Origin of the sequence: Micromonospora sp. WMMC264, assembly GCF_027497275.1 — a bacterium.
GTDB classification, from domain to species: Bacteria; Actinomycetota; Actinomycetes; order Mycobacteriales; family Micromonosporaceae; genus Micromonospora; species Micromonospora chalcea.
Genome location: NZ_CP114907.1, coordinates 2,510,930 through 2,537,575 on the forward strand (window position 1 = coordinate 2,510,930; position 26,646 = coordinate 2,537,575).

23 protein-coding genes are annotated in these 26,646 nt (G+C 73.0%); 13 read left to right on the forward strand and 10 right to left on the reverse strand.

Features of this window, described 5'->3' with window-relative positions:
• Window positions 1–81: 81 nt before the first annotated feature.
• From O7542_RS10625 to O7542_RS10655, 7 genes are all read left to right on the forward strand, one after another.
• Window positions 82–1,083 carry a LacI family DNA-binding transcriptional regulator gene (locus O7542_RS10625; RefSeq protein WP_043324146.1) on the forward strand — a complete coding sequence of 334 codons (1,002 nt, stop codon included), beginning with the start codon at window positions 82–84 and terminating at the stop codon, window positions 1,081–1,083.
• A gap of 117 nt (window positions 1,084–1,200) precedes the next feature.
• A complete protein-coding gene (locus O7542_RS10630; protein ID WP_104115738.1) occupies window positions 1,201–2,877 on the forward strand; it encodes an ABC transporter substrate-binding protein in 1,677 nt (558 codons plus the stop codon).
• Window positions 2,878–2,964: 87 nt separating this feature from the next.
• Window positions 2,965–4,071, forward strand: a complete 1,107-nt coding sequence (locus O7542_RS10635; RefSeq protein WP_043324149.1) for an ABC transporter ATP-binding protein — start codon at window positions 2,965–2,967, stop codon at window positions 4,069–4,071.
• On the forward strand, window positions 4,068–5,045 hold the full coding sequence (locus O7542_RS10640) for an ABC transporter permease (RefSeq protein ID WP_043324151.1): 978 nt from the start codon (window positions 4,068–4,070) through the stop codon (window positions 5,043–5,045). Before O7542_RS10635 ends, O7542_RS10640 begins: the two co-directional genes overlap by 4 nt.
• A gap of 3 nt (window positions 5,046–5,048) precedes the next feature.
• On the forward strand, window positions 5,049–6,095 hold the full coding sequence (locus O7542_RS10645) for an ABC transporter permease (RefSeq protein WP_064446011.1): 1,047 nt from the start codon (window positions 5,049–5,051) through the stop codon (window positions 6,093–6,095).
• Window positions 6,092–7,099: an ABC transporter ATP-binding protein gene (locus O7542_RS10650; protein WP_281606122.1), complete on the forward strand. Its 1,008-nt coding sequence runs from the start codon at window positions 6,092–6,094 to the stop codon at window positions 7,097–7,099. Before O7542_RS10645 ends, O7542_RS10650 begins: the two co-directional genes overlap by 4 nt.
• Before the next feature lie 39 nt (window positions 7,100–7,138).
• Window positions 7,139–8,551 (forward strand): GH1 family beta-glucosidase, encoded by a 1,413-nt coding sequence (locus tag O7542_RS10655; RefSeq protein ID WP_210882982.1) that lies wholly within the window; start codon window positions 7,139–7,141, stop codon window positions 8,549–8,551.
• Window positions 8,552–8,574: 23 nt separating this feature from the next.
• On the opposite strand, the gene O7542_RS10660 is transcribed toward O7542_RS10655, so the two are convergent.
• Entirely contained in the window at window positions 8,575–9,813 is a 1,239-nt protein-coding gene (locus O7542_RS10660) for an ROK family transcriptional regulator (protein WP_104115733.1), read from the reverse strand.
• A gap of 146 nt (window positions 9,814–9,959) precedes the next feature.
• On the opposite strand from O7542_RS10660, the gene O7542_RS10665 reads away from it, so the two are divergent.
• Entirely contained in the window at window positions 9,960–11,324 is a 1,365-nt protein-coding gene (locus O7542_RS10665) for a glycosyl hydrolase family 18 protein (protein WP_281606123.1), read from the forward strand.
• Window positions 11,325–11,406: 82 nt separating this feature from the next.
• Window positions 11,407–12,810 (forward strand): Si-specific NAD(P)(+) transhydrogenase, encoded by a 1,404-nt coding sequence (gene sthA / locus O7542_RS10670; RefSeq protein ID WP_043324162.1) that lies wholly within the window; start codon window positions 11,407–11,409, stop codon window positions 12,808–12,810.
• 123 nt (window positions 12,811–12,933) lie between these two features.
• Here sthA and O7542_RS10675 read toward each other — a convergent pair whose 3' ends face one another.
• From O7542_RS10675 to O7542_RS10700, 6 genes are read right to left on the reverse strand one after another with little or no spacing between them, the layout of a single operon-like run.
• A complete protein-coding gene (locus O7542_RS10675; protein ID WP_281606124.1) occupies window positions 12,934–14,721 on the reverse strand; it encodes a gamma-glutamyltransferase family protein in 1,788 nt (595 codons plus the stop codon).
• An 11-nt stretch (window positions 14,722–14,732) separates the two neighbouring features.
• Entirely contained in the window at window positions 14,733–15,773 is a 1,041-nt protein-coding gene (locus tag O7542_RS10680) for an oligopeptide/dipeptide ABC transporter ATP-binding protein (protein WP_113974045.1), read from the reverse strand.
• On the reverse strand, window positions 15,770–16,792 hold the full coding sequence (locus O7542_RS10685) for an ABC transporter ATP-binding protein (protein WP_069089707.1): 1,023 nt from the start codon (window positions 16,790–16,792) through the stop codon (window positions 15,770–15,772). The genes O7542_RS10680 and O7542_RS10685 overlap by 4 nt, the downstream gene beginning before the upstream one ends.
• A complete protein-coding gene (locus O7542_RS10690; RefSeq protein ID WP_043324166.1) occupies window positions 16,789–17,670 on the reverse strand; it encodes an ABC transporter permease in 882 nt (293 codons plus the stop codon). Before O7542_RS10690 ends, O7542_RS10685 begins: the two co-directional genes overlap by 4 nt.
• Entirely contained in the window at window positions 17,667–18,611 is a 945-nt protein-coding gene (locus tag O7542_RS10695) for an ABC transporter permease (RefSeq protein ID WP_030502381.1), read from the reverse strand. The genes O7542_RS10690 and O7542_RS10695 overlap by 4 nt, the downstream gene beginning before the upstream one ends.
• The gene (locus tag O7542_RS10700; protein ID WP_043324168.1) at window positions 18,611–20,149 is read right to left on the reverse strand and encodes an ABC transporter substrate-binding protein; all 1,539 of its coding nucleotides are present in this window, start codon (window positions 20,147–20,149) and stop codon (window positions 18,611–18,613) included. The genes O7542_RS10695 and O7542_RS10700 overlap by 1 nt, the downstream gene beginning before the upstream one ends.
• Before the next feature lie 177 nt (window positions 20,150–20,326).
• Between O7542_RS10700 and O7542_RS10705 the strand changes: the two genes are divergently transcribed.
• A complete protein-coding gene (locus O7542_RS10705) occupies window positions 20,327–21,955 on the forward strand; it encodes an acyl-CoA dehydrogenase family protein (RefSeq protein ID WP_281606125.1) in 1,629 nt (542 codons plus the stop codon).
• A gap of 6 nt (window positions 21,956–21,961) precedes the next feature.
• Window positions 21,962–22,786, forward strand: a complete 825-nt coding sequence (locus O7542_RS10710; protein WP_281606126.1) for an MOSC N-terminal beta barrel domain-containing protein — start codon at window positions 21,962–21,964, stop codon at window positions 22,784–22,786.
• Between the two features lie 9 nt (window positions 22,787–22,795).
• Here the strand turns inward: O7542_RS10710 and O7542_RS10715 are convergent, their stop codons facing one another.
• A complete protein-coding gene (locus O7542_RS10715) occupies window positions 22,796–23,350 on the reverse strand; it encodes a GNAT family protein (RefSeq protein WP_104113076.1) in 555 nt (184 codons plus the stop codon).
• A 34-nt stretch (window positions 23,351–23,384) separates the two neighbouring features.
• Between O7542_RS10715 and O7542_RS10720 the strand changes: the two genes are divergently transcribed.
• Complete coding sequence (locus tag O7542_RS10720) at window positions 23,385–24,593, forward strand: MalY/PatB family protein (RefSeq protein ID WP_281606127.1); 1,209 nt, start codon at window positions 23,385–23,387, stop codon at window positions 24,591–24,593.
• Between the two features lie 47 nt (window positions 24,594–24,640).
• Here the strand turns inward: O7542_RS10720 and O7542_RS10725 are convergent, their stop codons facing one another.
• Window positions 24,641–25,219 (reverse strand): DinB family protein, encoded by a 579-nt coding sequence (locus tag O7542_RS10725; protein WP_210869172.1) that lies wholly within the window; start codon window positions 25,217–25,219, stop codon window positions 24,641–24,643.
• A gap of 86 nt (window positions 25,220–25,305) precedes the next feature.
• On the opposite strand from O7542_RS10725, the gene O7542_RS10730 reads away from it, so the two are divergent.
• Complete coding sequence (locus O7542_RS10730) at window positions 25,306–26,304, forward strand: WYL domain-containing protein (protein WP_069089710.1); 999 nt, start codon at window positions 25,306–25,308, stop codon at window positions 26,302–26,304.
• Window positions 26,305–26,321: 17 nt separating this feature from the next.
• On the opposite strand, the gene O7542_RS10735 is transcribed toward O7542_RS10730, so the two are convergent.
• Entirely contained in the window at window positions 26,322–26,633 is a 312-nt protein-coding gene (locus tag O7542_RS10735) for an NIPSNAP family protein (RefSeq protein WP_043324181.1), read from the reverse strand.
• Between the last annotated feature and the right edge of the window lie 13 nt (window positions 26,634–26,646).

Genomic DNA, 26,646 nt, shown 5'->3' on the forward strand with positions numbered 1-26,646 from the left:
CACTTGGGTTGACTGCCACGGAACCGCTTCCGCAACCGGTTCCGAAACATCCCGCTCATCCCTTCGACCCGGGAGCGCCACGTGCCGATCACGATCGCCGACGTCGCCGCCCGCGCCGGGGTGAGCAAGACGACGGTGTCCCGGGTGCTGAACGGCAAGGGCGAGGTGCACCTGCGCACCGCCGACCGGGTCCGCGCCGTGATCAACGACCTCGGGTACGTGCCGAGCGCCCGCGCGGTCGGGCTGGCCCGCGGGCGTACCCGGGTGGTCGGCATGCTGGTGCCGGCGCTGACCTGGCCCTGGATGGGCGAGGTGCTCCAGGGCGCGGCCGACGTGGTCGAGGCCGCCGGCTACGGCATGCTGCTGTTCACCTGCACCCACGGCGACGAGTCGATGCGCCGCTTCGCCTCCCAGGTGTCGGCCAAGTCGTTCGACGGGCTGCTCGTGGTCGAACCAGAGGGGACGCTCGACTACATCACCGAGCTGCACCGGCGCGGCCTGCCGGTCATCCTCATCGACGACCGGGGACACCAACCCGGCTTCCCGTCCGTGCGCACCACGAACGAAGCCGGGGCGCGGGCCGCCGCGACGCACCTGCTGGCGCTCGGACGGCGGCGGCCGCTCGTCGTCACCGGCCTGCGCCGGTTCGGCTGCACCCGGGAACGGCTCGCCGGGTTCGCCGGCGCCTACGCCGAAGCCGGCCTGGCGATCGACCCGGGCCGGGTGGTGGAGGGCGACTTCACGTTCGAGTGCGGGCGCGCGGCGGTGCGGCGGCTGCTCGCCGACGGCGTACCCTTCGACGCCGTCTTCGCCCACAACGACCTGTCGGCCGCCGGCGCGCTGCAGGCGCTGCGCGACGCCGGGCGGCGCGTCCCGCAGGATGTCGCGGTGGTCGGCTTCGACGACCTGCCGCTGGCCGGGCACACCCACCCGCCGCTGAGCTCCGTGCGCCAACCGCTGCGGGAGATGGGTACGGCCGCCGCCCGGCTGCTCATCGCCCACCTCGCCGGCACCCCGCTGCCGGAGGGCCCGACCGTCATCCCCACCGGCTTCACCACCCGCGACTCGACCGGCGTCACCTGACCCACCCCGCCGTACCCGGCGACCACGCCGGCGGGCCCGCCCGCCGGTGGCTCCACCGCACACCCTCCATCCACCACATCCCGCCCGAGGAATGCGGGACCACCGAGGGAGACCTCCATGAGAAGACGGCAACTCCTCGCCCTCGCGCTGGCCGGCGCGATGGTCACCACCGCCGCCGCGTGCGGCGACAGCCCGAACGCGAACAAGAAGAGCGGCCAGGCCGCGACGGTGCTGAGCGTCGGCATGCCCAACGGCCCGCAGGCCGAGAACAACAACCCGTTCCTCACCACCTCGGCCGCCGCCTCGCTGGGTTACCGGTGGCAGATCTACGAGCCGCTGATGATGTGGAACCCGGTGAAGCCGGCCGAGCCGTTCAAGCCGTGGCTGGCCACCAAGGCCGAGTGGTCGTCGGACTACAAGTCGGTGAAGGTGACCATCCGCGAGAACGCGACCTGGTCGGACGGGCAGAAGGTCACCGCCGAGGACGTCGCGTTCACCTACAACCTGGTGAAGAAGTTCCCGGCCATCAACGACCAGGGCGTGCCGTACACCGACGCCGTCGCCAGCGGCAACGAGGTCACCATCTCGATGGCCAGCCCGCAGTTCGTCAACCAGCAGAAGGTGCTGTGGCGGGTGCCGATCGTGCCCAAGCACCTGTGGGAGAAGATCGCCGACCCGGCCAGCGACCCGGTGAAGCAGCCGGTCGGCAGCGGCCCGTACACGCTCAAGTCGTTCACCCCGGCGAGCATGACGCTGGCGGTGCGCGAGAGCGGCTACTGGCAGGACCTGCCGAAGGTGAAGGAGCTGCGGTACACCTCGTACACCGACAACAGCGCGCAGACCACCGCGCTGGCCAACGGCGAGGCGGAGTGGAGCTTCGTCTTCATCCCGAACTACCAGACCGTGTTCGTGGCCAAGGACCAGAAGAACCACAAGATGTGGGCGCCCCCGGTGCTCGGCATCCACGGTCTCTACCTGAACACCACGAAGAAGCCGTTCGACGACCCGACGCTGCGCAAGGCCATGAACATGGTGATCGACCGCGCGGACATCTTCACCACCGCCGAGGCCGGCTACTTCCACCCCGAGGTCAAGAGCGTGACCGGCCTGCCCAGTCCGGCCGGTGACTCGTTCATCGCGCCCGAGTACAAGGGCCAGGAGCACAAGGTCGACGTCGAGGGCGCCAAGGCGCTGCTCACCGGCGCCGGCTACAAGCTGGACGGCAACACGCTGAAGGACCGCAGCGGCAAGGCGGTCACGATCCGGCTGACCGACCCGGCCGGCTGGTCGGACTACCAGACCAGCCTGGAGATCGTGAAGGGCAACCTGGCGAAGATCGGCATCGCGGCGACCATCGACAAGGCCAACCAGGACGCCTGGTTCCGCAACGTCGAGCAGGGCAACTTCGAGGCCACGTTCCGGTGGACCGAGAGCGGCGCCACGCCGTACGACATCTACCGGACCATCATGGACGGCCGTGTGCTCAAGCCGATCGGCACCGCCTCCCCGGCGGGCAACTTCGGCCGGTTCGACAGCAAGGAGGCCACCGACGCGCTGGTGTCGTACGCCAACGCCACCGACGACGCCACCCGCGCCACCGCACTGGCGACCCTGCAGAAGATCTTCGTCGAGCAGATGCCGATGATCCCGGTCGGCGCGGACAACATCGGCGGCGCGTACAGCACGAAGAACTGGGTCGGCTGGCCGGACGACTCGAACCCGTACGGCGCTCTCCAGCCCACCCAGCCCAACGCGGTGGACGTGGTGCTGCACCTCAAGCCGGCCAACGGCTGACCCGGCGCCGCCGGCCCGGCCACGATCGCCCGGCCGGGCCGGCGGCGCCCGCCCCTCGCTACCGGCAACCCCAGACAGGAATTCGGCATGACGTTGACCGAGAGCGCACCGGCGCCGGCCGACGAGGTGGTGCTGGAGGCCGTCGGCCTGACCAAGCACTTCCCCGTCCGCCGGCGGCTGCGTGACCTTCTCTCCCGGACCCCGGCGGTGGTGCACGCCGTCGACGACGTATCGATCGAGTTGCGCCGTGGCCGGGTGACCGCGCTGGTCGGCGAGTCCGGCTCCGGCAAGTCCACAGTCGCCCGGCTGCTGGCCCAGCTCTACCCGCGCACCGGCGGCGACATCCGGCTGCACGGCCGCTCGACCCGGGTACGCGGCGGACGCCGGTTCCGGGCGTACGTGCGGCGGGTGCAGTTGATCCTGCAGGACCCGTTCGCCTCGCTGAACCCGGTGCACACGGTCCGCTACCACCTGACCCGGTCGCTGCGCATCCACGGCAACGCCGGGACCGGGCCGGACGGGCTGGACAAGGCGCTGGCCGACCTGCTGACCCGGGTCAGCCTGACCCCGCCGGAGCGCTACCTCGACGCGTTCCCGCACGAGCTGTCCGGCGGGCAGCGCCAGCGCGTCGCGATCGCGCGGGCGCTCGGCGCCGACCCGGAGGTGCTGCTCGCCGACGAGCCGGTGTCGATGCTCGACGTGTCGATCCGCCTGGGCGTGCTCAACCTGCTGCAGGACCTCAAGGACCGGCTCGACCTGGCGATCCTCTACATCACCCACGACATCGCCTCGGCCCGCTACTTCGCCGACGAGACGATCGTCATGTACGCCGGGCGAATGGTCGAGGGCGGCGACAGCGAGACCGTCACCCAGCGGCCGGCGCACCCGTACACCCGGTTGCTGATCGAATCGGCGCCGGACCCGGAGCGGATCACCGGCGCGGGCGGCGACGGCGCGGCGGCGGGCGAGCGGGGCCACGGCGAGCCGCCGAGCCTGATCCGCCCGCCGGCCGGCTGCCGGTTCCACCCGCGCTGCCCGGCGGCCATGCCGCGCTGCGCCACCGACCTGCCGCCGCCGATCCCGGTCGACGACGCGCCCGGGCACTGGGCCGCGTGCTGGCTGTTCGACGCCGAGACCGTCGCGGCGCAGAAGGCGGAGAACGCGGAACAGGCCGGAACGGAGACGGCCCGGTGAGGTTCCTGCTGCAACGGGTGGCCTTCTACCTGTTCACCGCCTGGGCGGCGATCACGCTCAACTTCTTCATCCCGCGTATGGTGCCGGGCGACCCGGTCCAGTCACTGATCTCCCGCAACCAGGGCCGGATCAGCGCCGACGCGATCGCGTCGCTGCGGGTGCTGTTCGGGCTGGACTCCGACCGCTCGCTGTGGGAGCAGTACGTCGCCTACTGGGGACAGCTCCTGCGCGGCGACCTGGGACTGTCGTTCACGTTCTTCCCCGCGCCGGTGTCGGAGGTGATCGGCAGCAGCCTGCCGTGGACGGTCGGCCTGGTCGGCGTCACCACGATCGTGAGTTTCCTGCTCGGCACCGCGCTCGGCGTCGGCGCGGGCTGGCGGCGCGGCTCCTGGATCGACGGACTGCTGCCGGCCACCACGTTCCTGTCCTCGATCCCGTACTTCTGGCTGGGCCTGGTCGCGATCGCGTTGTTCGCCGGGCCGGGCAGCTTCTTCCCGTCCTCCGGCGGCTACGAGCCGGGCCTGGTGCCGGCGTTCGACGCGTACTTCATCCCGAGCGCGATCCAGCACAGCATCCTGCCCGCGGCGACCATCCTGGTGTCGTCGATGAGCGGCTGGATCCTCAGCATGCGCAACATGATGGTGACTGTCGCCAGCGAGGACTACATCACCGTCGCGCACGCCAAGGGGCTCTCCGAGCGCCGGGTGGCGCTCAGCTACGCCGCCCGCAACGCGCTGCTGCCGAACGTGTCCGGGTTCGCGTTGTCGCTCGGTTTCATCGTCGGCGGCACGCTGCTCGTGGAGATCGTCTTCTCGTACCCGGGTCTGGGGTTCCAGCTCTTCCAGGCCGTCGGGTCGAAGGACTACCCGCTCATGCAGGGCATCTTCCTGATCATCACGATCTCGGTGCTGGTGGCGAACCTGCTCGCCGACGTGGCGTACCTGCTCCTCGACCCGCGGACCCGAAAGAGCTGAGCGATGACACTCTCCCCGTCCAGCATCGAGCAGGTCATCCCCGGCCAGGGCGCGATGGCGCAGCCCTCGGCCCGGGCCCGCCGCCGCCGGTTCCGCTTCGTCGCCAACGGCAAGGCCGCGACCGGCCTCGCCGTCCTCGGGGTGTACGTGCTCCTGGCGGTGATCGGACCGTGGATCGCGCCGTACGACCCGGACGCGCGCAGCGCCGACGTGCTCCAGGCACCCTCGGCCCGGCACTGGTTCGGCACCACCCACCTCGGGCAGGACATCTTCAGCCAGATCCTGGTCGGCGCGCGCAGCGTGATGGTGGTGGGCCTGACCGCCGGCGTGCTCGCCACGATCCTGTCCATCCTGATCGGCGTGACTGCCGGTTACCTGGGCGGCGCGGCCGACGAGGGCCTGTCGGCGGTGTCGAACGTGTTCCTGGTGATCCCGGCGCTGCCGCTGATCATCATCGTCACGTCCCTTGTCGACCAGGCCAGCGACACGCTCGTGGCGCTCATCATCGGCCTCACGTCGTGGGCCTGGGGCGCCCGGGTGCTGCGCGCCCAGACGCTGTCGTTGCGCCGCCGCGACTACGTCGAGGCGGCGCGGGCCACCGGCGAGCGGACCTGGCGGATCATCGGCTTCGAGATCCTGCCCAACCTGACCGCGATCATCGCCTCCGGCTTCGTCGGCACCGTCATCTTCGCGGTCATGTCGGAGATCACCCTCGCGTTCATCGGCGTCTCGTCGGTCTCGTCGTGGAACTGGGGCACGATCCTGTTCTGGGCGCAGGGACAGCAGGCCCTCGCGCAGGGCGCCTGGTGGTGGTTCGTGCCGGCCGGGCTGGCCATCGCGCTGCTCGGCACCGCGCTCGCGCTGATCAACTTCGGCATCGACGAGTTCGTCAGCCCCCGGCTGCGCACCGGCGGCCGGACCCGGATCCGGACCGCCGACGGTCGCACCGTCGCGATGCGCGTCGGGTTCACCCCGGTGCTCGCGCCGAATCCGGCGCCGGTCCCGATGCGGCGGCCGGCGGACCCCACCCGAGAGGACGCGACCTCATGAGCGACCAGGTGCTCCAGATCCGCGGGCTGTGCGTCGACTACGGCGTCGGCGCGGACGCGGTGCGCGCGGTCCGCGACGTCGACCTGACACTGCACCGCGGCGAGGTGCTCGGGCTGGCCGGGGAGAGCGGCAGCGGCAAGTCCACGCTCGCCTACGGGCTGACCCGGCTGCTGCCCCCGCCCGGCGTGGTCAGCGGCGGCCAGGTCATCTACCACTCGGCCGACGGCCCGCCGGTCGACGTGCTCACGCTCAGCCCGGCGAAGCTGCGCGAGTTCCGCTGGGCGGAGACGTCGATCGTGTTCCAGGGCGCGATGAACTCGCTGAACCCGGTGCACAAGGTCTCCACCCAGCTGCTCGACGTGATCCGGGCACACGAGCCGAAGAGCACCGCGGCGAGCCGGCTGGCCCGGGCGAAGGAGCTGCTGCGCCTGGTCGGGATCTCCGCGGACCGGCTGGACAGCTACCCGCACCAGCTCTCCGGCGGCATGCGGCAACGCGTCATGATCGCCATGGCGCTGGCGCTGGAACCGCAGGTGGTCATCATGGACGAGCCGACCACGGCGCTGGACGTGGTGATGCAACGGCAGATCCTCGGCCAGCTCGCCGAGCTGCGCGAACGCCTCGGCTTCGCGGTCCTGTTCATCACCCACGACCTGTCGCTGCTGGTCGAGTTCTCCGACCGGATCGCGATCATGTACGGCGGCCGGATCGTCGAGGAGGCGCCCGCCGCCCGGCTGTACGCCGAGCCGCTGCACCCGTACACCGAGGGGTTGCTGCACTCGTTCCCGGCGCTGCACGGTCCGCGCCGGGAGCTGACCGGCATCCCCGGCTCCCCGCCGGACCTGCGCGCCATGCCGTCCGGCTGCGCGTTCCACCCCCGCTGCCCGAAGGCGTTCGACGGGTGCGACGAGCAGGTGCCGGTGCTCGGCGCGCCGTACGTCGACGACCCGGCGCGGGCCGTCGCGTGCCGGCTGCACCCGGCCGTCGCGCCCCTGTCCCGCTGACCCGCCCGACACCACCACCCGCTACCCGCGAGGAGAGCCATGGACACCGACCTCACCCGCCCGTCGTCAGTCGCCGGTCCGGATCCGATCGACACGCTGCCGCCGACCTTCCGGTGGGGGGTGGCGACGTCGTCGTACCAGATCGAGGGCGCGGTGGCCTCCGACGGCCGCACGCCGTCCATCTGGGACACGTTCTGCCGGGTGCCGGGCGCGGTGGCGAACGGCGACAACGGCGACGTGGCCTGCGACCACTACCACCGGATGCCGCAGGACGTCGCGCTCATCGCCGACCTGGGGCTGGACACGTACCGGTTCTCGGTGGCCTGGCCGCGGGTGCAGCCGGGCGGGCGCGGCCCGGCGAACGTGGCCGGGCTGGCCTTCTACGACCGGCTGGTGGACGAGCTGCTCGGCCGCGACGTCGAGCCGTGGGTGACGCTGTACCACTGGGACCTGCCGCAGGAGCTGGAGGACGCGGGCGGCTGGCCGAACCGGGACACCGCGTACCGGTTCGCCGACTACGCCGAGCTGGTCTTCGCCGCGCTCGGCGACCGGGTCCGCACCTGGACCACGCTCAACGAGCCGTGGTGCTCGGCGATGCTCGGGTACGCCTACGGCGACCATGCCCCCGGCCGGCGGAACCTGGGTGACGGCATCGCCGCGGCGCACCACCTGCTGCTCGGGCACGGGCTGGCGACGCGGCGGCTGCGCGAGGCGGCCTCGGCGCCGATCGAGCTGGGCCTCACGCTGAACCTGGCCACCGCCGACCCGGCGACCGACAGCGCCGCCGACCGGGACGCGGCGCGGGCCGCCGACGGGCTGGGCAACCGGCTCTACCTGGACCCGGTGCTGCGCGGGGAGTACCCGCAGGACGTGATCGCGGACCTGGCCGCCGAGGGCGTGCGGATTCCGGTGGAGGACGGCGACCTGGACGTCATCGCCACCCCGATCGACGTGCTCGGCGTGAACTTCTACTTCGGGCAGCTGCACTCCGGCGTGGACGAGCAGGGCCGCGACCGCGACGACGACGGCAAGCCGGTACGCCGGGTGGTCCGGCGTGACCTGCCGCGTACCGCGATGGACTGGGAGATCGTGCCGGAGTCCTTCACCGACCTGCTGGTGCGGCTGCACCGCGACTACCCGGGCACGCCCATGGTGATCACCGAGAACGGCGCGGCGTTCGACGACGAGCCGGACGCAGACGGGTTCGTCGCCGACGACGACCGGGTCGGCTACCTCGCCGAGCACCTGCGGGCGGTGGCCCGGGCCCGGGCGGCCGGGGCCGACGTGCGCGGCTACTTCGCCTGGTCGCTGCTGGACAACTTCGAGTGGGCGTACGGATACGACAAGCGGTTCGGCATCGTCCGGGTCGACTACGACACGCAGCGCCGCATCCCCAAGCGCAGCGCGCTGTGGTACCGGGACACCGTGCGGCGGGTACGCGGCCGGCGCTGACGCCGGCGTGGGGGCCGGGCCGGTCAGTGACGGCGGGCCGGCCCCCACGCCGGGGACGGGCGGGCGGCCGGGTCGCGGGGCACGCCGCCGTCGCGCAGCAGCCGGGTCATCGGCAGGGTGGCCGCGCCCATCGCGACCGCGTCCGGTCCGAGCCGGCACAGCTCGATCGAGGTCTGCGCGTACGGCTGGCGCAGCGCGTGCCGCGCGGTGGCCTCGCGGATCGCGGGCAGGTGCCGCTCGCCCAGGGCCAGCCCGGCCCAGCCGCCGAGCACCACCCGCTCCGGGTTGAACAGGTTCACCAGGTTCGCCACCCCGGCGCCCAGGTAGCCGACCGTCTCGTCGATCACCTTCGCGGCGGTGCCGCTGGTGGAGCGCAGCAGCTCACCGAAGGCGGTCTCCTCGTCCGCGCCCGGCGCCGGGCGGCCCCGGTTGGCCTGGCGGAACCGGTCCAGCACCGCCTCCGCGCCGACGTACGCCTCCAGGCAGCCGAGGTTGCCGCAGCGGCAGCGGCGGCCCCCGTACACGATGGTGGTGTGGCCCCACTCCCCGGCGCTGCTGTGCGCGCCGCGGTATCCGACGCCGTCGGCGACCACGCTCGCGCCGACGCCGGAGCCGACCAGCGCGACCACCGCGTGCCGGACGCCGCGGCCGGCGCCGAACCACATCTCGGCCTGGCCGAGCGTCTTCGCGCCGTTGTCCACGTGCACCGGCACGTCGGCGCGCAGCATCGCGCCGAGCGGGACGCCGTCCCAGCCGAGTGTCTGGGCGTGCACCACGGCGTCGGCGGTGCGCTCGACCGTGCCGGCGACGGCGACGCCGAAGCCGAGCACCGCGGCCGGGTCGACGCCCGCCTGCTCGGTGACCGCGGCGAGGCCGTGCCGCAGGTGGGCGGCGACCCGCTCGGGGTCGGGCCCGGTCGCGGCGATCGGGTACTCGGCCTTGGCCAGCGCGGTCATGCTCAGGTCGAACAGCTCGACCTGGACGCGGGTTTCGCCGACGTCGGCGCCGACCAGGTAGCCGTAGCCGGGGGCGACGCGCAGCAGCACGCGGGGACGGCCGCCGTCGGACTCGACCGAGCCGGCCTCCTCGACCAGGCCCTCGTTGATCATTTCGCCGACCAGGTTGCTGACGCTGGCCAGGCTGAGCGCGGTGGACTGGCCCAGCTCGTGCCGGCTGAGCGGACCGTCCAGCCAGATCCGGGTCAGCAGCACCGACCGGTTGGCCCGGCGCATGTCGCGCACCGTGGTGCGTCTGGCGTCCACGTCCGCCGCCGTCCCTTCCCGGCCGCCCACGGCGACCTGCGTTCGTCTGCGTTCACGCCGTGAACCAAGCGGTGACAGCGTACTGCGCATTTACACTTAACAAAGTTAACTGATAACCTCCGGCGCATCGATGAGGAGGTATGTCAATGCGACTCGGACGCGGGATGACCGCACTGCTCGGTGGCGTCGCGCTGCTCGCCGCCACCGCCGCCCTGCCCGCCACCGCCGCCACCACGACCGGCGCCGTCGGCGCGCTCGTCGCGTGTGACGCGCCGGCCTGGGCCGAGGGCGTCACCTGGACCGCCGGCAGCCGGGCCACCTACGCCGGCCGGCTGTACCAGGCGCTCGTCACACACACCCCGCCGGCCGGCGCGGGCTGGAACCCGGCCGCCGTACCGGCGCTCTGGACCGACCTCGGCGCCTGCACCGGCGGCACGCCGTCGCCGAGCCCCACCACCCGGACGCCCTCGCCGTCCCCGTCCCCGACCGTCTCCCCCACCCGGACGCCCTCCCCCACGCCGACCGTGTCGTCCAGCCCGACCACCCCGGGCGGGGACACCTGCGCGCTGCGGTCCCGGCCGACCGGCAAGGTGCTGCAGGGCTACTGGGAGAACTGGGACGGCGCCGCCAACGGCGTACACCCCGGCCTCGGCTGGATCCCGATCACCGACTCCCGGATCACCGGCCACGGCTACAACGTGGTGACCGCCGCGTTCCCGGTCATCCGCGCCGACGGCACCGTGCTCTGGGAGGACGGCATGGACGCCGGCGTCAAGGTGCCCACCCCCGCCCAGGTGTGCCAGGCCAAGGCCGCCGGACTCACCGTGCTGCTGTCCATCGGCGGCGCCACCGCCGGCATCGACCTCAGCTCCAGCGCCGTCGCCGACCGGTTCGTCGCCACCGTCGTACCGATCCTCAAGCGGCACAACTTCGACGGCATCGACATCGACATCGAGACCGGCCTCACCGGCAGCGGGAACATCAACCAGCTCTCCCCCTCGCAGGCCAACCTGATCCGGATCATCGACGGGGTGCTGGCCCAGATGCCCGCCGGGTTCGGGCTCACCATGGCGCCGGAGACCGCGTACGTCACCGGCGGCAGCGTCACCTACGGCTCGATCTGGGGCGCGTACCTGCCGGTCATCAAGAAGTACGCCGACAACGGGCGGCTCTGGTGGCTCAACATGCAGTACTACAACGGCTCGATGTACGGCTGCGCCGGTGACTCGTACCCGGCCGGCACCGTCGCCGGTTTCGTCGCGCAGACCAACTGCCTCGACGCCGGCCTGGTCATCCAGGGCACCACCGTCCGCGTACCGCTGGACCGACAGGTCCCCGGGCTGCCCGCGCAGGTCGGCGCCGGCGGCGGGTACATGAGCCCGGCGCTGGTGGCCCAGGCGTGGAACACCTACCAGGGCCGCCTCAAGGGCCTGATGACCTGGTCGGTGAACTGGGACGGGTCGAAGGGCTGGACGTTCGGCGACAACGTCCGCTCCCTGCAGGGCCGCTGACCCGGCAGGGCTCCGCGTTTCCACCCCCGGCGCGGAGCCCTGCCGCTGGCGCGGGTTGCGAGACCCTGCGAGGCTGGCGCTCGTGTATGACTACGACCTGCTGGTGCTGGGCTCCGGACCGAGTGGACAGAAGGCGGCGATCGCCGCTGCCAAACTGGGCCGCCGCGTCGCCATCGTCGATCGCCGCGACATGCTCGGCGGAGTGTGCATCAACACCGGCACCGTGCCCTCGAAGACGCTGCGCGAGGCGGTCCTCTACCTGACCGGGCTGAGCCAGCGCGACCTCTACGGCAGCAGCTACCGGGTCAAGGAGGACATCACCGTCGCCGACCTGGCCGCCCGCACCCAGCACGTGATCACAAGGCAGACCGACGTGATCCGCGACCAGCTGGCCCGCAACAAGGTCGCGCTGATCACCGGCACCGGCCGGTTCGCCGACGCCCACTCCGTCTGGGTGGACGCCGGCTCCGGCCGGGAGACCCGGATCAGCTTCGACAAGGCGGTCGTCGCCGCCGGCACCCGCCCGGCCCGACCGGACAGCGTCGACTTCGACGACCGGACCATCGTCGACTCCGACGGCGTGATCAACCTGCAGGCCGTCCCGCGCAGCATGGTCGTGGTCGGCGCCGGGGTGATCGGGATGGAGTACGCCTCGCTGTTCGCCGCGCTCGGCACCAAGGTGACGGTGGTCGAGCGCCGCCCCCGGATGCTCGACTTCTGCGACGAGGAGATCGTCGAGTCGCTGAAGTACCACCTGCGGGACCTGTCGGTGACCTTCCGCTTCGGCGAGGAGGTGGCCGCCGTCGAGAAGCACCGCACCGCAGCGCTCTGCGTCCTGCGCAGCGGCAAGAAGATCGTCGCGGACACGGTGATGTACTCGGCCGGGCGGCAGGGACAGACCGACGACCTCGCGCTGGACGCGGCCGGGCTCACCGCCGACCATCGCGGCCGGATCGCGGTCGACGCGAACTACCGCACCGCCGTCGACAACATCTACGCGGTCGGCGACGTGATCGGCTTCCCCGCGCTGGCGTCCACGTCGATGGAGCAGGGCCGGCTGGCCGCCCAGCACGCCTGCGGCGAACCGGCCCGCGGGATGTCCGACCTGCAGCCGATCGGCATCTACACCATCCCGGAGATCAGCTTCGTCGGGAAGACCGAGGAGGAGCTGACCGAGGCGTCCACTCCGTTCGAGGTGGGCATCGCCCGCTACCGGGAACTGGCCCGGGGGCAGATCGTCGGCGACTCGTACGGGATGCTGAAACTGCTCGTCTCACCCGAGGACGGACGGCTGCTCGGGGTGCACGTGTTCGGCACCGGCGCCACCGAGATCGTCCACATCGGGCAGGCCGTGATGGGCTGCGGCGGCACCGTCGACTACCTGCTCGACGCGGTGTTCAACTACCCGACCCTCGCCGAGGCGTACAAGGTGGCCGCCCTGGACGCCGCCAACAAGATCCGCAACATAACCCGGATCAACGACTGACCCCTGCTGCCCCGCCCTCCACCCCGTTGATCTTGCACTTGCTGCCCCGGGAGCGCCCGTTATGACCGCTGTGCCCGGGCCGCAAGTGCAAGATCGACGAGGAAGGGAGGGGCGCGGGAGGGGTCAGCGGCCTGCGGCGTAGCCCTGGGCGCCTCGGGGGTTCGCCGCCGCGGACAGGACTCCGGTGCGGGGGTCGCGGGTGACCGCGCACATGCGGCCCAGGCTCCACGGGTCGGACAGCCGGACGGTGTGGCCCCTTGCGCGCAGGCCGGCCAGCACATCCGCGTCGATCCGGTCCTCCAGCACCAGCACGCCGGGCTCGACCTCGCGCGGGTAGAACGACGCCGGGAAGCTCGTGGTGTGCCACGTGGGGGCGTCGATCGCCTCCTGCAGGTCCTGCCCGCCGGCCAGATGCCGCAGCAGGAACAGCAGCTGCCACTGGTCCTGCTGGTCGCCACCGGGCGTCCCGCAGGCCATCACCGGCTCGCCGTCGCGCAGCACGAGCGTCGGGCTGAGCGTGGTACGCGGACGCCGCCCCGGCCGCAGCGTCGAGGCGAGCCCCTCCTCCAGCCAGCACATCTGCAACCGGCTGCCCAGCGGGAAGCCCAGCTCCGGAATGGTGGGTGAACTCTGCAGCCAGCCGCCGCTGGGCGTGGCGGAGATGATGTTTCCCCACCGGTCCACCACGTCGACGTGGCAGGTGTCGCCGCGGGTCACGCCGTCGGCGCGTACCGTCGGTTCGCCGGTGCTCGGGTCCTGCGGGACGGCCCGCCGGTCCGCGTCGGCCCGCAGGTGCGACGGCAGCCGGGGCGGGCTGCCCGCCGGGCTGCCGGGACGCAGCGACGTGTCGGCGCGGTCGCCGATCAGCGCGGCCCGCGAACGGGCGTAGCCGGCCGACAGCAGCGCGGAACCCGGCACGTCGGTGTCGCCGTACCACGCCTCCCGGTCGGCGAACGCGAGCTTCAGCGCCTCGGCCTGCGCGTGGATGCCGTCCAAGCTGGACGGATCGTAGACCGCCGGGTCGTCGAGCGCGTCCAGGACGGCCAGGGTCTGCAGCAGCACCGGGCCCTGCCCCCAGAAGCCGGTCTTGGCGATCGTGTGCCCGCGCCAGTCCAGCGTGACCGGCGCCTCCCAGGTGGCCGAGAACCCGGCCAGGTCGTCGCCGGTGACCAGCCCGGCGTGGGCGCGCCCGCTGGAGTCGCGGAACGGCAGCCGGCTGAAACGGTCGATCGCCTCGGCGACGAAACCCTCCCGCCAGGCGCGCCGGGCCGCCTCGATCTGCGCCTCCCGGTCCGCACCGGCGGCCCGTCCGGCGTGGACGAGGCGGCGCAGCGTGTCCGCGTACGCCGGGTTGGTGATCATCTCCCCCGGCGCGGGTGGGCGGCCGTCGCGCAGCCAGAGCCGCGCGGACGTCGGCCAGTGGTCGGTGAACAGCGACCGGACCCGCGCGACTGTCTGCCCGGCGGCGCCGACCAGCGGGTGGCCAGCGGCGGCGTAGCCGATCGCCGGTTCCAGCACCTCGGCGAGCGTGCGGGTGCCGTGGTCGCGCAGCAACAGCAGCCACGCGTCGACAGCGCCGGGCACCACGGCGGCGAGCGGGCCGGCGCCGGGCACGAGGTCCAGGCCCAGCGACCGGAAGTGCGCGACGGTGGCGGCGGCCGGGGCCGGACCTTGGCCGCACAGCACCCGCGGCGCCGGGTCGGCGGCGGTGGCGAGGATCGCCGGCACCTCGCCGGCCGGGCCGTTGAGGTGCGGCTCCACGACGTGCAGCACGAACCCGGCCGCGACGGCGGCGTCGAACGCGTTGCCGCCGCGCTCCAGCACGCCCATCGCGGACTGGCTGGCCAGCCAGTGCGTGGACGAGACCATGCCGAACGTGCCGCGCAACGTCGGCCGGGTGGTGAACGTCATCGGCGGTGAGCCTACGCCGTGCCGGCGACGTCGGCGCGGTCCGTCGCGCCGCCCTCCTCCCCCGGGCTGCCGTCGCGCTCGCCGTCTAGCGGGAACAGGCACGCGGCCTCGTGGCCCGGACCCACCTCGGCCAACGCCGGATCGGTCTCGGCGCACGCGGGGCGGGCCTGGGGGCATCGGGTACGGAAGCGGCAGCCGCTCGGCGGGTCCACCGGGCTGGGGATGTCGCCGGTGAGCACGATGCGGCGGCGCTGCCGCTCGACCCGGGGATCGGCCACCGGCACCGCCGACAGCAGCGCCGCCGTGTAGGGGTGCGCCGGGCGTCGGTAGATCCGCTCCGGTGGGCCGGTCTCCACGATGCGGCCCAGGTACATGACCGCGATCCGGTCGCTCATGTGCTCCACGGCGGCCAGGTCGTGCGCGATGAACAGGTAGGTCAGCCCGAGGTCGCGTTGCAGGCGCCGCAGCAGGTTCATAATCTGCGCCTGGACGCTCAGGTCCAGCGAGGCGATCGGCTCGTCCAGGACGATCAGATCCGGCTCGCCGGCCAGCGCCCGGGCCACGCCGACGCGCTGGCGCTGGCCGCCGGACAGCTCGTGCGGATGCCGGCCGGCCGTGTCGGCGCGCAGGCCGACCAGGTCCAGCAGTTCGGCCACCCGCTCCCGCCGGGCGGTGCGGGACGCGGCGAGCCGGTGCACGACAAGAGGTTCGGCGATGCTGTCGCCGACGGTGCGGCGCGGGTCCAGCGACGCCTGCGGGTCCTGGAACACCATCGCCACGTGGCGGCGCGTCGCGCGCAGGCGGCGCCGGGACCAGCGGGTCACGTCCGCGCCCGCCACCCGGACCCGCCCGGCACTCGGGTCGACCAGCCGCAGCAGCGCCAGCCCGGCGGTGGACTTGCCGCTGCCCGACTCGCCGACCAGCCCGAGCGTCTCGCCCCGGTGCACGGCGAGCGTGACGCCGTCGACGGCGCGGACCGTTCCGGCCGGGGTCGGGAAGTGCACCGCGAGGTCGTCCAGCTCGGCGATCACGTCGGGGGTGTCGTCGCTCATCCGGCCTCTCCACGGTAGAAGGTGCGGACCGTGTGCCCGTCGCCGACCGGCGTCAGCGGTGGCAGCTCGTGCTCGCAGCGCGGGTCCGCGCGAACCGGGCAGCGCGGCCAGAACGCGCAGCCGGCCGGCAGGTCCAGCGGGCTCGGCGGCGCGCCGGGGATGGCGACCAGGTCCTCGCCGCGCCGGGACGGGTCGGGCCGCGCCGCCAGCAGCGCCCGGGTGTACGGGTGGGTGGGCGTGTCGAACACCGCGTCGACCGGGCCCTGCTCGACGATGCGTCCCCCGTACATGACCGCGACGGTGTCGGCGATGCCGGCGACCACGCCCAGGTCGTGGGTGACCCAGACGACTGCGGTGCCCAGCCGCGCCTGGAGGTCGGCGACCAGCTCGATGATCTGCGCCTGGGTGGTGACGTCCAGCGCGGTGGTCGGCTCGTCGGCGATCAGCAGGTCCGGCTCGCACGCCAGCGCCATGGCGATGGCGACGCGCTGGCGCATGCCGCCGGAGAACTGGTGCGGGTACGCGTCGACGCGCCGCGCGGCCGACGGGATGCCGACCAGCTCCAGCAGCTCCACCGCCCGGTCGCGGGCGGCGCGGCGGGTCAGCCCGAGGTGTTCCTCGGCCGCCTCGGTGACCTGCCGGCCCACCGGCAGCACCGGGTTGAGCGAGGTCATCGGGTCCTGGAAGACGAACCCGACGTGCCGGCCGCGCAGCCTGCGGCGGCGGTCGTCGGGCAGCGCGGTCAGCTCGTGGTCGAGCAGCCGCACCCGGCCGGTGACCGTCGCGGCGCGCGGGGCCAGGCCGGTGGCCGCGAGCAGGGTCATGCTCTTGCCGCTGCCGGACTCGCCGACCAGGGCGAACGTCTCCCCCTGCCGTACCTGCCAGGACACGCCGGCCACGGCGCGGGCCGGGCCGCGGCGGGTGCCGATCGTGACGGTGAGGTCGTCCACGGACAGCACCGTCGAGTCGGTCCTGGGGCGCTGGCGCTGGCTCGGCATGCGTTCGGTGCGCTCGCTCATGGGGTGCTCCGGCGGGCCTCGGCGAGGGTGAGCTGGCGCGGGTCGAGCACGTCCCGCAGCGCGTCGCCGACCAGGTTGAACGCCAGCACGGTGAGGAAGATCGCCGCGCCCGGGAACACGCCCAGCCACCAGGCGTCGGTGACGAAGCCGCGCCCGTCGAACAGCATCCGGCCCCAGGCCGGCGCGGGCGGCTGGATGCCGAGGCCGAGGAAGGACAACGCGGCCTCGGAGAGGATCGCGAACGCCAGCGACAGCGACGTCTGCACGATCAGCGGCGCGGCGATGTTCGGCAACACGTGGCGGCGCATGATGCGCAGGTCGGACGCGCCGATGGACACGGCGGCCCGGACGAACACCTGCTCGCGTACGGACAGCACGCCGGCGCGGGTGATCCGGGCGAAGATGGGCGTGTAGACCACGCCGATGGCGACCATGGCGGTGAGCAGGCCGGGGCCGAGCACCGCCACGATGGCCACCGCCAGCAGCAGCACCGGGAACGCGAACAGCACGTCCATGCAGCGCATGAGGATGCTGTCCAGCCAGCCCCGGTAGTAGCCGGCGAGCAGCCCGAGCGTCACCCCGGCGACCAGCGCGATGCCGACGCTGACCGCGCCGACCTGCAGTGACACGCGGGCGGCGACGAGCACCCGGCTGAGCACGTCGCGGCCCAGCTCGTCGGTGCCGAACGGGTGCGCGCCGCTGGGCGGGCGCAGCATCTGGTCCACGTCGACGTCGTTGACGCCGGCCGGGGCCAGCCACGGGCCGGCCACGCCCACCACGACCAGCAGGACGAGCACGATGGTGCCGCCGACGGCGAGCGGGTCGCGGCGCAGCGCGTCCAGCACACGGCGTCCGGTGCTCTCGGTCGTGGCGCTCACTTGACCGTGATCCTCGGGTCGAGGCGGGCGTAGAGGATGTCCACCAGCAGGTTGACCAGCAGGAACAGGGCGGCCACCAGCAGCACCGCGCCCTGCAGGACGGGATAGTCGCGGGCCTGCACGGCGTCGAAGGTGAGCCGGCCGATGCCCGGCCAGGCGAACAGCACCTCGATGACGATGACGCCGCCGAGCAGGCTCGCCAGTTGCACGGCGACCACAGTCACCACCGGGATCAGCGCGTTGCGCAGCACGTGCCGCACGATCACCACCCGGTTGCGCAGCCCCTTCGCCTCGGCGGTCCGCACGTAGTCGGCGGAGAGCACCTCCAGCACCGAGGAGCGGATGAACCGGGTGAGGATGGAGGCGGTGACCAGGCCGACGGTGACCGCCGGCAGCGCCACGTGGGTGGCCCACCGGCCGGGGTCCTCGGTCAGCGCCACGTAACCCGACGGTGGCAGCCAGCCGAGCACCCCGGCGAACAGCAGGATGCCCATGATGCCCATCCAGAAGTCCGGAACCGAGACGCCGAACTGGCTGAACACGCGGGCGGCGTGGTCCACGGCGGAGCCGCTGCGTACCGCCGCGACGATGCCCAGCGGGAACGCCACCAGCAGCGCGAACAGCACCGCGGTGACGGCCAGGGACAGCGTGGCGGGCAGCCGTTCCAGCACGATCTGGCTCACCGGCTGGCCGGTGCGGAAGCTGACCCCCAGGTCACCGGTGAGCGCGTGCCCGAGGTAGCTGGCGTACTGCACCGGCAGCGGCTGGTCGAGGCCGGCCCGTTCCCGCAACGCGTCGTACGTCTCCTGGTCGAACCGGGTGCCGAGCGCCACCCGGACCGGGTCGCCCGGCACGAGTTGCAGCAGCAGGAACACCACAAGGGTCACGCCGATCAGCACGACCGCCGACTGGAGTGCCCGCCGCAGGACGAAGCGGGCCATCACTTGGCCAGGGCGACCGACCGGAACCGGATCGCCCGGTCGGTGCGCACCTCGTAGCCGGAGACCTTCTTCGACCAGCCCTGCACCACGTCCGGGTTGTAGAGGTAGAGGTAGCTGGCGTCGTCGACGATCTGCTTCGCCGCCTGCTCGTACGCCTGCTTGCGGGCGCCCTGGTCGGTCTGGGTGCGCGCGTCGTCCAGCAGCTTGTCCACCGCCGGGTTCTTGTACTTGTGGAAGTTGAACGTGCCGCCGCTGTGGTGCTGGGCGTAGTAGAACTCGTCCGGGTCGATGTTGCCGAGCCAGCCCAGCATGAACCCGTCGAAGTTGCCCTTGGCCTGCTCGTCGAGCCACTGGGCGAAGTCCAGCGTACGGATCTTCACGGTGATGCCGACGTCCTTGAGCTGCGCGGCGATGACCTGGGCGGCGCTGACCGTCTCCGGGTACTCGCTGGTGACCATCAGGTCCATGGTCAGGTTGCTCACGCCCGCCTGGCCGAGCATCTGCTTGGCCTTGCCCGGGTCGTGGCTGTAGGGCGCGTAGTCGTAGTAGAACGCGCTGTCCTTCGGGATGGCGGTCTGGTTGACGGTGGCCAGGCCGAACTTCGCCGCCTTGGTGATCGCCTCCCGGTCCAGGGCGTACCCGATGGCGCGCCGCACCTCGGGGTTGTCGAACGGCTTGCGGGCCTCGTTGAGCGCCACGTACCAGTAGTCGGTGGAGGCCGCCGACTTCACCACCGGGTCGTCGCCGTCCTGCAGCGACTTGACCTGCTGCGGCGGCAGGTTGTCGGTCCACTGCACCTGGCCGCTGCGCAGGTTCTGCAGCGCCACGGTGGGGTCCTTGACGAAGGTGAACGTGACGCCGTCGAGCTTCGGCTTCTCACCCCAGTAGGCGTCGTTGCGCACCAGCTTGATGCTGTCGCCGGAGGTGTAGCCGGCCACCGTGAACGGGCCGCTGCCCACCGGCGCGGTCTTCACCTTGCCGGACTCCACGTTGGACTTCTCCACGATCGCGACGCCCTTGAACCCACCGAGGTTGGCGAGCAGGTTCGGCGTGGGCGCGCTGAGCGTCACCACCACCGTCGCGGGGTCGGGCCCGGTGACCGACTTGACGGTGGCGAACTTGTACGCGTTGTTCAGCTTCTCCTTGATGATCCGCTCGAAGGAGTAGACGACGTCCTCGGAGGTCAGCGGCGACCCGTCGGAGAACTTCACGCCCTCACGCAGCGTGAACGTCCAGGTCAGCTGGTCGTCGCTGGTGGTCCACTTGGTCGCCAGCGACGGCACCATCTTCAGGTCGGCGTCCGGCTCGACGAGCGTGTCGTAGACGTTCTCCAGCACCTGGAAGCTGTAGTAGGCCGAGGTCTTGTGCGGGTCGAGCTGGTCGGGTTCGCCGCCGATCGCGGCGTTGAGGATTCCGCCTTCGCCGCCGGCGTTCCCCCCGCCGCCGACGTCGACCGCCTCGCCGCCGGTGCATCCGGACAGGACGCCGACGGTGAGGATGAGTGCGGCGCCGAACGCGCCGAGCTTGTTCCTGGACACAGGCCCCCCTTGCCACTTCCCGGACAAAAGAAAGTTTCGGCGAGTCTTGTCTCCGAGCCGGATGATGTCAAACGAATCCAGCCAAAATGACTGGTCGATCGGTGTTGCCGGTGCGGAGTGAACGGTGGTTCAATCCGGGCCCCGACCCGATCCGCCACCGCGCTGGGAGTTGCCGCCGTGACCACACACGAGGTCGTCAACCAGGTCCCCCCGATGGTCGGCCACGACACCGCCGACGACCCGGCACTGCGCGACGGCGTGACCCGGGAGGGCGCCGAATGGGCGCTGCCCGGCCTGCACGAGCTGGGCCGTCTCGCCGGTGGTGAGGAGGCGGCCGAACACGGGCGGCTCGCCAACGAGCACCCGCCGGTGCTGCGCACCCACGACCGGTACGGCAACCGGATCGACGAGGTGGAGTTCCACCCGTCCTGGCACGAGCTGATGCGTACCGCCGTCGGGCACGGCCTGCACGCCGCGCCGTGGGCCGACGACCGACCCGGCGCGCACGTGGCCCGGGCGGCCGGCTTCTACCTGTGGCGGCCCGACGCCGGGCACGGCTGCCCGATCTCGATGACCTACGCGGCGGTGCCCGCGCTGCGGCACAGCCCGGAGCTGGCCGACCGCTACGAGCCGCTGCTCACCACCCGCGATTACGACTTCGGGCTGCGCCCGCCGCAGACCAAGCGCGGGCTGCTCGCCGGCATGTCGATGACCGAGAAGCAGGGCGGCTCGGACGTACGCGCCAACACCACCACCGCCCGCCCCGAGCCGGACGGCAGCTACCGGCTCGTCGGGCACAAGTGGTTCACCTCCGCGCCCATGTGCGACCTGTTCCTCACGCTCGCCCAGGCGCCCGGCGGCCTCACCTGCTTCCTGGTCCCCCGCGTGCTGCCCGACGGCGCCCGCAACCCGATGCGGCTGATGCGGCTCAAGGACAAGCTCGGCAACCGCTCCAACGCCTCCGCCGAGGTCGAGTACGAGCACGCGGTGGCGTGGCGCGTCGGCGACGAGGGCCGGGGCGTGCGCACCATCATCGACATGGTCAACCTGACCCGGCTCGACTGCGTGATCGGCGCGGCGGCCGGGATGCGTCACGGCGTGACCACCGCCGTGCACCACGCCACCCACCGCCGGGCGTTCGGCGACTACCTGGCCGACCAGCCGCTGATGCGCAACGTGCTGGCCGACCTGGCCGTGGAGTCCGAGGCCGCCACCGTCCTGATGATCCGGCTGGCCGGCGCGACCGACCGGTCGGCGCGCGGCGACGACGGCGAGACCGCGTTCAAGCGCCTCGCCCTCGCAGTCGGCAAGTACTGGGTGTGCAAACGCTGGCCGGGGCACGCCGCCGAGGCGCTGGAATGCCTGGGCGGCAACGGCTACGTCGAGGAGTCCGGCATGCCGCGGCTGTTCCGCGAGTCGCCGCTGAACTCGATCTGGGAGGGCTCCGGCAACGTCGCCGCGCTGGACGTGCTGCGCGCGCTCACCCGGGAACCGCAGGTCCTCGCCGCGTACGAGGCGGAGGTGGCCGCCGCGGCCGGCGCGGACGCGCGACTGGACGCCGCGGTGCGCCGGGTGCGCGACGAGCTGGCCGACCACACCGACCTGGAGCTGCGCGCCCGGCGCGTGGTGGAGCGACTGGCGCTGGTGCTGCAGGGCGCGCTGCTGGTACGCCACGGCCACCCCGCGGTCGCCGACGCGTTCTGCGCGTCCCGGCTCGGCGGCGACCACGGCCAGGCGTACGGGACGCTACCCGGCGGACTGGACCTGTCCGCGATCATCGACCGCGCCACCCCGAAGATCGGCTGAGCGGCGATGACGCGTCTGGTCTCGGCCCACCTGTATCCGGTCAAGTCCCTCGGCGGCGTCGACGTCGACCGGGCCGAGGTCCAGCCGTGGGGGTTGCGTCACGACCGCCGCTGGGTGGTGCTGCGTCCCGACGGCGGCAAAGTGGGCTCGACCGCCCTTCCGGCGCTGCTCGGCCTGACCGCCGCGCCCGGGCCCGGGTCGATCACGCTCACCGACCGCGACGGGTCGTCGCTGACGGTCGCCGAGCCGGTGGACGGGCCGCTCGTCCCGACCGACGTGTCCCGGCTGGACACGGTCCGGCTCGCCGCCGACGAGGCCCACGACTGGCTCTCCGCGCGACTGGGCCGGCCGGTGCGGCTGGCCTGGCTGGACGACCCGCGCCGCCGCCCGATGTCGGCCGAGCACGGCGGCCGGCCCGGTGACCCGCTGAACCTCTCCGACGCCGGACCGCTGCTGGTCGCCACGGCGCCGTCGCTGCGGCGGCTGCGGGACTGGATCGTCGAGGGCGCGCTGGAACGCGGCGAACCGGCCCCGGAGCCGCTGGCGATGGCCCGGTTCCGGCCCACTGTGGTGCTCGACGGGCCGTTCGAGCCGTTCGCCGAGGACGGCTGGACACGGGTGCGCATCGGCGCCGTCGACTTCCGGGTCTCCGAACGCTGCGACCGCTGCTCGGTGACGCTCATCGACCCGCAGACCCTCGCCAGCGGGAAGGAGCCCATCCGCACGCTGGCCCGGCACCGGCGCCACGACGGCAAGACCTGGTTCGGCGTCCGGCTGGTCCCGGAGACCACCGGCGAGATCCGCGTCGGCGATCCGGTCACCGTCTCCTGATCCGGCCGCTCAGCGGCCACGCCACTCGTCGGCCAGGATCGCGTGGACGAGCTGGTCTGCCCACCCGCCCCGGAACCGGTAGCTGCGCACGTGCCGCGCCTCCCGCCGCATCCCGAGCCGGGCCATCAGGCGCGCCGACGGCTCGTTGTCCGCGTGGCAGCGGGCCACCACCCGGTGCAGCCCGAACTCGCCGAAACCCCAGTCCAGCAGCGCCCCGGCCGCCTCCGTGGCCAGCCCCCGGCCGCCGTGGTCGGGGTGGAACACGTACCCCAGCTCGGCGGTGCGGTCCGCGGCGCTGCGCCACACCAGCTCGACCGCGCCGATCACCCGCCCGTCGCGCACCACGGCGAGCGTCAGGCAGTCGCCCTCCGCGCGCAGCGCGTCCTCGCCGGCCATCGCGGTCACCGACGCCAGGGACTCCGCCCGGGTACGCGGGGCGGCGCCCGCCATCCAGCGGACCACGTCCGGGCGGCGCTGCCAGGCGTGCACGTCGTCGAGGTCGTCGAGCGTCACCGGGCGCAGCAGCAGCCGGGTCGTGCGCAGCGGGTACGCCGGGTGGGCCATCGGGCGATGGTAGGACGCGCCTAGGGTGAGCCGCATGGTCGTTTCCGCCGACGACGGCAACCCGCTCACCCAGCTCACACTCGACCAGCTCCGGGCACGCACCAGCGTGAAGTGGCGGCTGTACCCGCCGGACGTGCTGCCGCTGTGGGTCGCCGAGCAGGACGTGCCGCTGGCGCCGCCGGTGGCCGAGGCGCTGCGCCGGGCGGTCGACCTGGGCGACACCGGCTACGCGTACGGCACCGGGTACGCCGAGGCGGTCGGCGGGTTCGCCGCGCAGCGGTGGGGCTGGGCCGACTTCCCGGTCGGCCGGACCACGCTGGTGCCGGACGTCATGATGGGCACGGTCGAGGTGCTGCGCCTGGTCACCGGGCCGGGCGACGCGGTGGTGGTCACTCCCCCGGTCTACCCGCCGTTCTACGCGTTCGTCACGCACGCCGACCGGCAGGTGCTCGAGGCGCCGCTCGGCGCGGACCTGCGGCTCGACCCGGCCGCGCTGGAGGAGGCGTTCCGGCGCGCTCGCGCGATCGGCGAGCGGCCGGCGTTCCTGCTCTGCAACCCGCACAACCCGACCGGCGTGGTGCACCGGCCCGACGAGCTGGCCACCGTCGCGGAGCTGGCCGCCCGGCACGGCGTCCGGGTGGTCTCCGACGAGATCCACTCGCCGCTGGCGCTACCCGGTGCGCGGTTCACCCCGTACCTGACGGTGCCCGGCGCCCAGAACGCGTTCGCGCTGCTGTCGGCGTCCAAGGCGTGGAACCTCGCCGGGCTCAAGGCGGCGCTGGCCGTTGCCGGGCCGGACGCCGCCGACGACCTGGCCCGGATGCCGGAGGAGGTGAGCCACGGCCCGAGCCACTTCGGCGTGCTCGCGCACACCGCCGCGTTCCGGGCCGGCGGGCCGTGGCTGGACCGGCTGCTCGACGGCCTGGACGCCAACCGGGCGCTGCTCGGGTCGCTGCTGGCCGAGCACCTGCCGGCGGTGTCGTGGCGGCCGCCGGAGGGCACGTACCTGGCCTGGCTGGACTGCCGCGCCCTCGGCGTGCCCACGGAGGCGGGCGACGGCCCGGGGGTGGCCAGCGATCTGGATGGGCCGGCGCGGATGTTCCTCGACCGGGCCCGGGTGGCGCTCAGCTCCGGGCACGTCTTCGGCGCCGGCGGCGCCGGATTCGTCCGGCTCAACTTCGCCACCTCCCCCGCCGTGCTCACCGAGGCGGTGACCCGGATGGGCCGGGCGGCGACCGGCTGACGGCCGGGCCGGCACCGGCGCCCCGCGGCGCCGGTGCCCCGGCCGGCTCAGGTGGTGGTCTGCCCGTCGATGCTCTCGCGCAGGATGTCCGCGTGCCCGGCGTGCTGGGTGGTCTCGGCGATGACGTGGATCAGCACCCGCCGGATGCTGCGGACCGAGCCCGGCTCGTTCCACGGCGCGTCCGGCACCGGCCAGGTCGCCGACAGGTCCTCGACGCCGGCCACGATCTCCTCGGTACGGGCGGCGACGCGCGCGTAGCGGTCCAGGATGGCCGGCAGCGTGTCCCCGGGCAGCATCTGGAAGTCCCGCCCCCGCTCGATCGCCCACTGCGGCAGCTCGCGGGCCTTGCCGGCCATGAAGTCCTCCCAAGTGACGCCTTCGGGCAGAGCGAAGGACATCGCCGACGGGCCCTCGACCACGAATCGCAGCCACGCCTCCTCGGTGGACGTCACATGCTTGATCAGGCCGCCCAGGCAGAGCGCGCTGACCGTCGGCTTCTGCCCGGCCTGCTCGTCGGTGAGGCCGCGCACCGTGTTGATCAGCATGTTCCGCGCCTCGGCCAGCTCGGCCAGCAGGTCGGCCCGCTCGGCGTCCAGGGTGGTGGGGGTCGTGGTGGTGCCGGTCATCGTCATCGGTTCCTTCCGGTCCTGATCGGGTACGGGCCCACACTCGCAGGCATAGCGGTCAGGATGTGTCCTCTTCTGCGGGCAGAATGCGTGTCGTGCCGACGACTTCCGCGCGACTGCTCTCCCTGCTGTCCCTGCTTCAGGCCCGCCGGGACTGGCCGGGCGCGCTGCTCGCCGAACGGTTACGGGTCAGCGCGCGTACCGTGCGCCGCGACGTCGACCGGCTGCGGGAGCTGGGCTATCCGATCGAGAGCACCAAGGGCCCGGAGGGCGGCTACCGTCTCGGCGCCGGCTCGGCGCTGCCGCCGCTGCTCTTCGACGACGAGCAGGCGGTCGCGCTGACCGTGGCGTTGCAGACCGCCGCCACCGGCGTGACCGGCATCGAGGAGGCCGCCGCGCGGGCGCTGACCACGGTCCGGCAGGTGATGCCGCCCCGGCTGCGCCACCGGGTCGACGCCCTGCGGGTGATCGCCGTGGAACGGGCCGGCACGCCCGCCGCGGCCCGCGTGGAGCCGGGACTGCTGATGACACTCAGCGCCGCCGTGCACGCCCGGGAGGAGCTGCGCTTCGACTACGACTCGGTGTCGGCGTCCGCTCCCGACGCGCCGCCGCGCCGCGCGCAGCCGCACCACCTCGTCACCTGGGGCGGGCGCTGGTATCTCGTGGCCTGGGACCTGGACCGCGACGACTGGCGCACGTTCCGGGTCGACCGGATCAGCCCGCGTACGCCCACCGGCCCCCGGTTCACGCCCCGCGAGCTGCCCGGCGGGGACGTCGCGGCGTACATCGCCGGCCGGTTCAAGGGCGCCACCGGGCCGGGTGACTGGCCCTGCCGGGGCGAGGTGATCCTCGACCTGCCCGCCCGGACGGTCTCCGCGTGGACCCGCGACGGCATCGTCGAGGAGCTGGGGCCCGATCGCTGCCGTCTGACCCAGGGCGGCTGGTCGTGGGCCGGGCTGGCCGCCCTGCTCGGCCGCTACGACGCCGACATCGAGGTGGTCGGGCCGCCCGAGTTGCGGGAGGCGTTCGCCCGCCTGGCCCGCCGCTACGCCGCAGCAGCGGAGGGCCCGAACCCGCCTCGGTAGCCGGGCCGGCCGGGGTGTCAGTCGGTGGGCAGGAGGGGGCGCATGAACGTGCGCTCGTACCGCAGGACGCAGCCCGACTCGTCGCGGATCCGGTCGGCGGCGACGAACTCGGGGTCCACTCCGAACCGGGCCCGGTACTGCTCGTACGCCGCCAGGCTCTCAAAGCTGAACAGCGCCTCGGCCCGGTCGCTGGCGCCCTCGGCGGGCAGGAAGTAGCCGTGGTGCACGCCGCCGTGCCGTGCCACCAGCCGCATCCAGGTGCGGGCGAAGCGCTCGAACGCCTCGATCTGTGCGGGGTCGATCGTGTAGTGCACGACGCAGGTGATCACGCGGCCACGATAG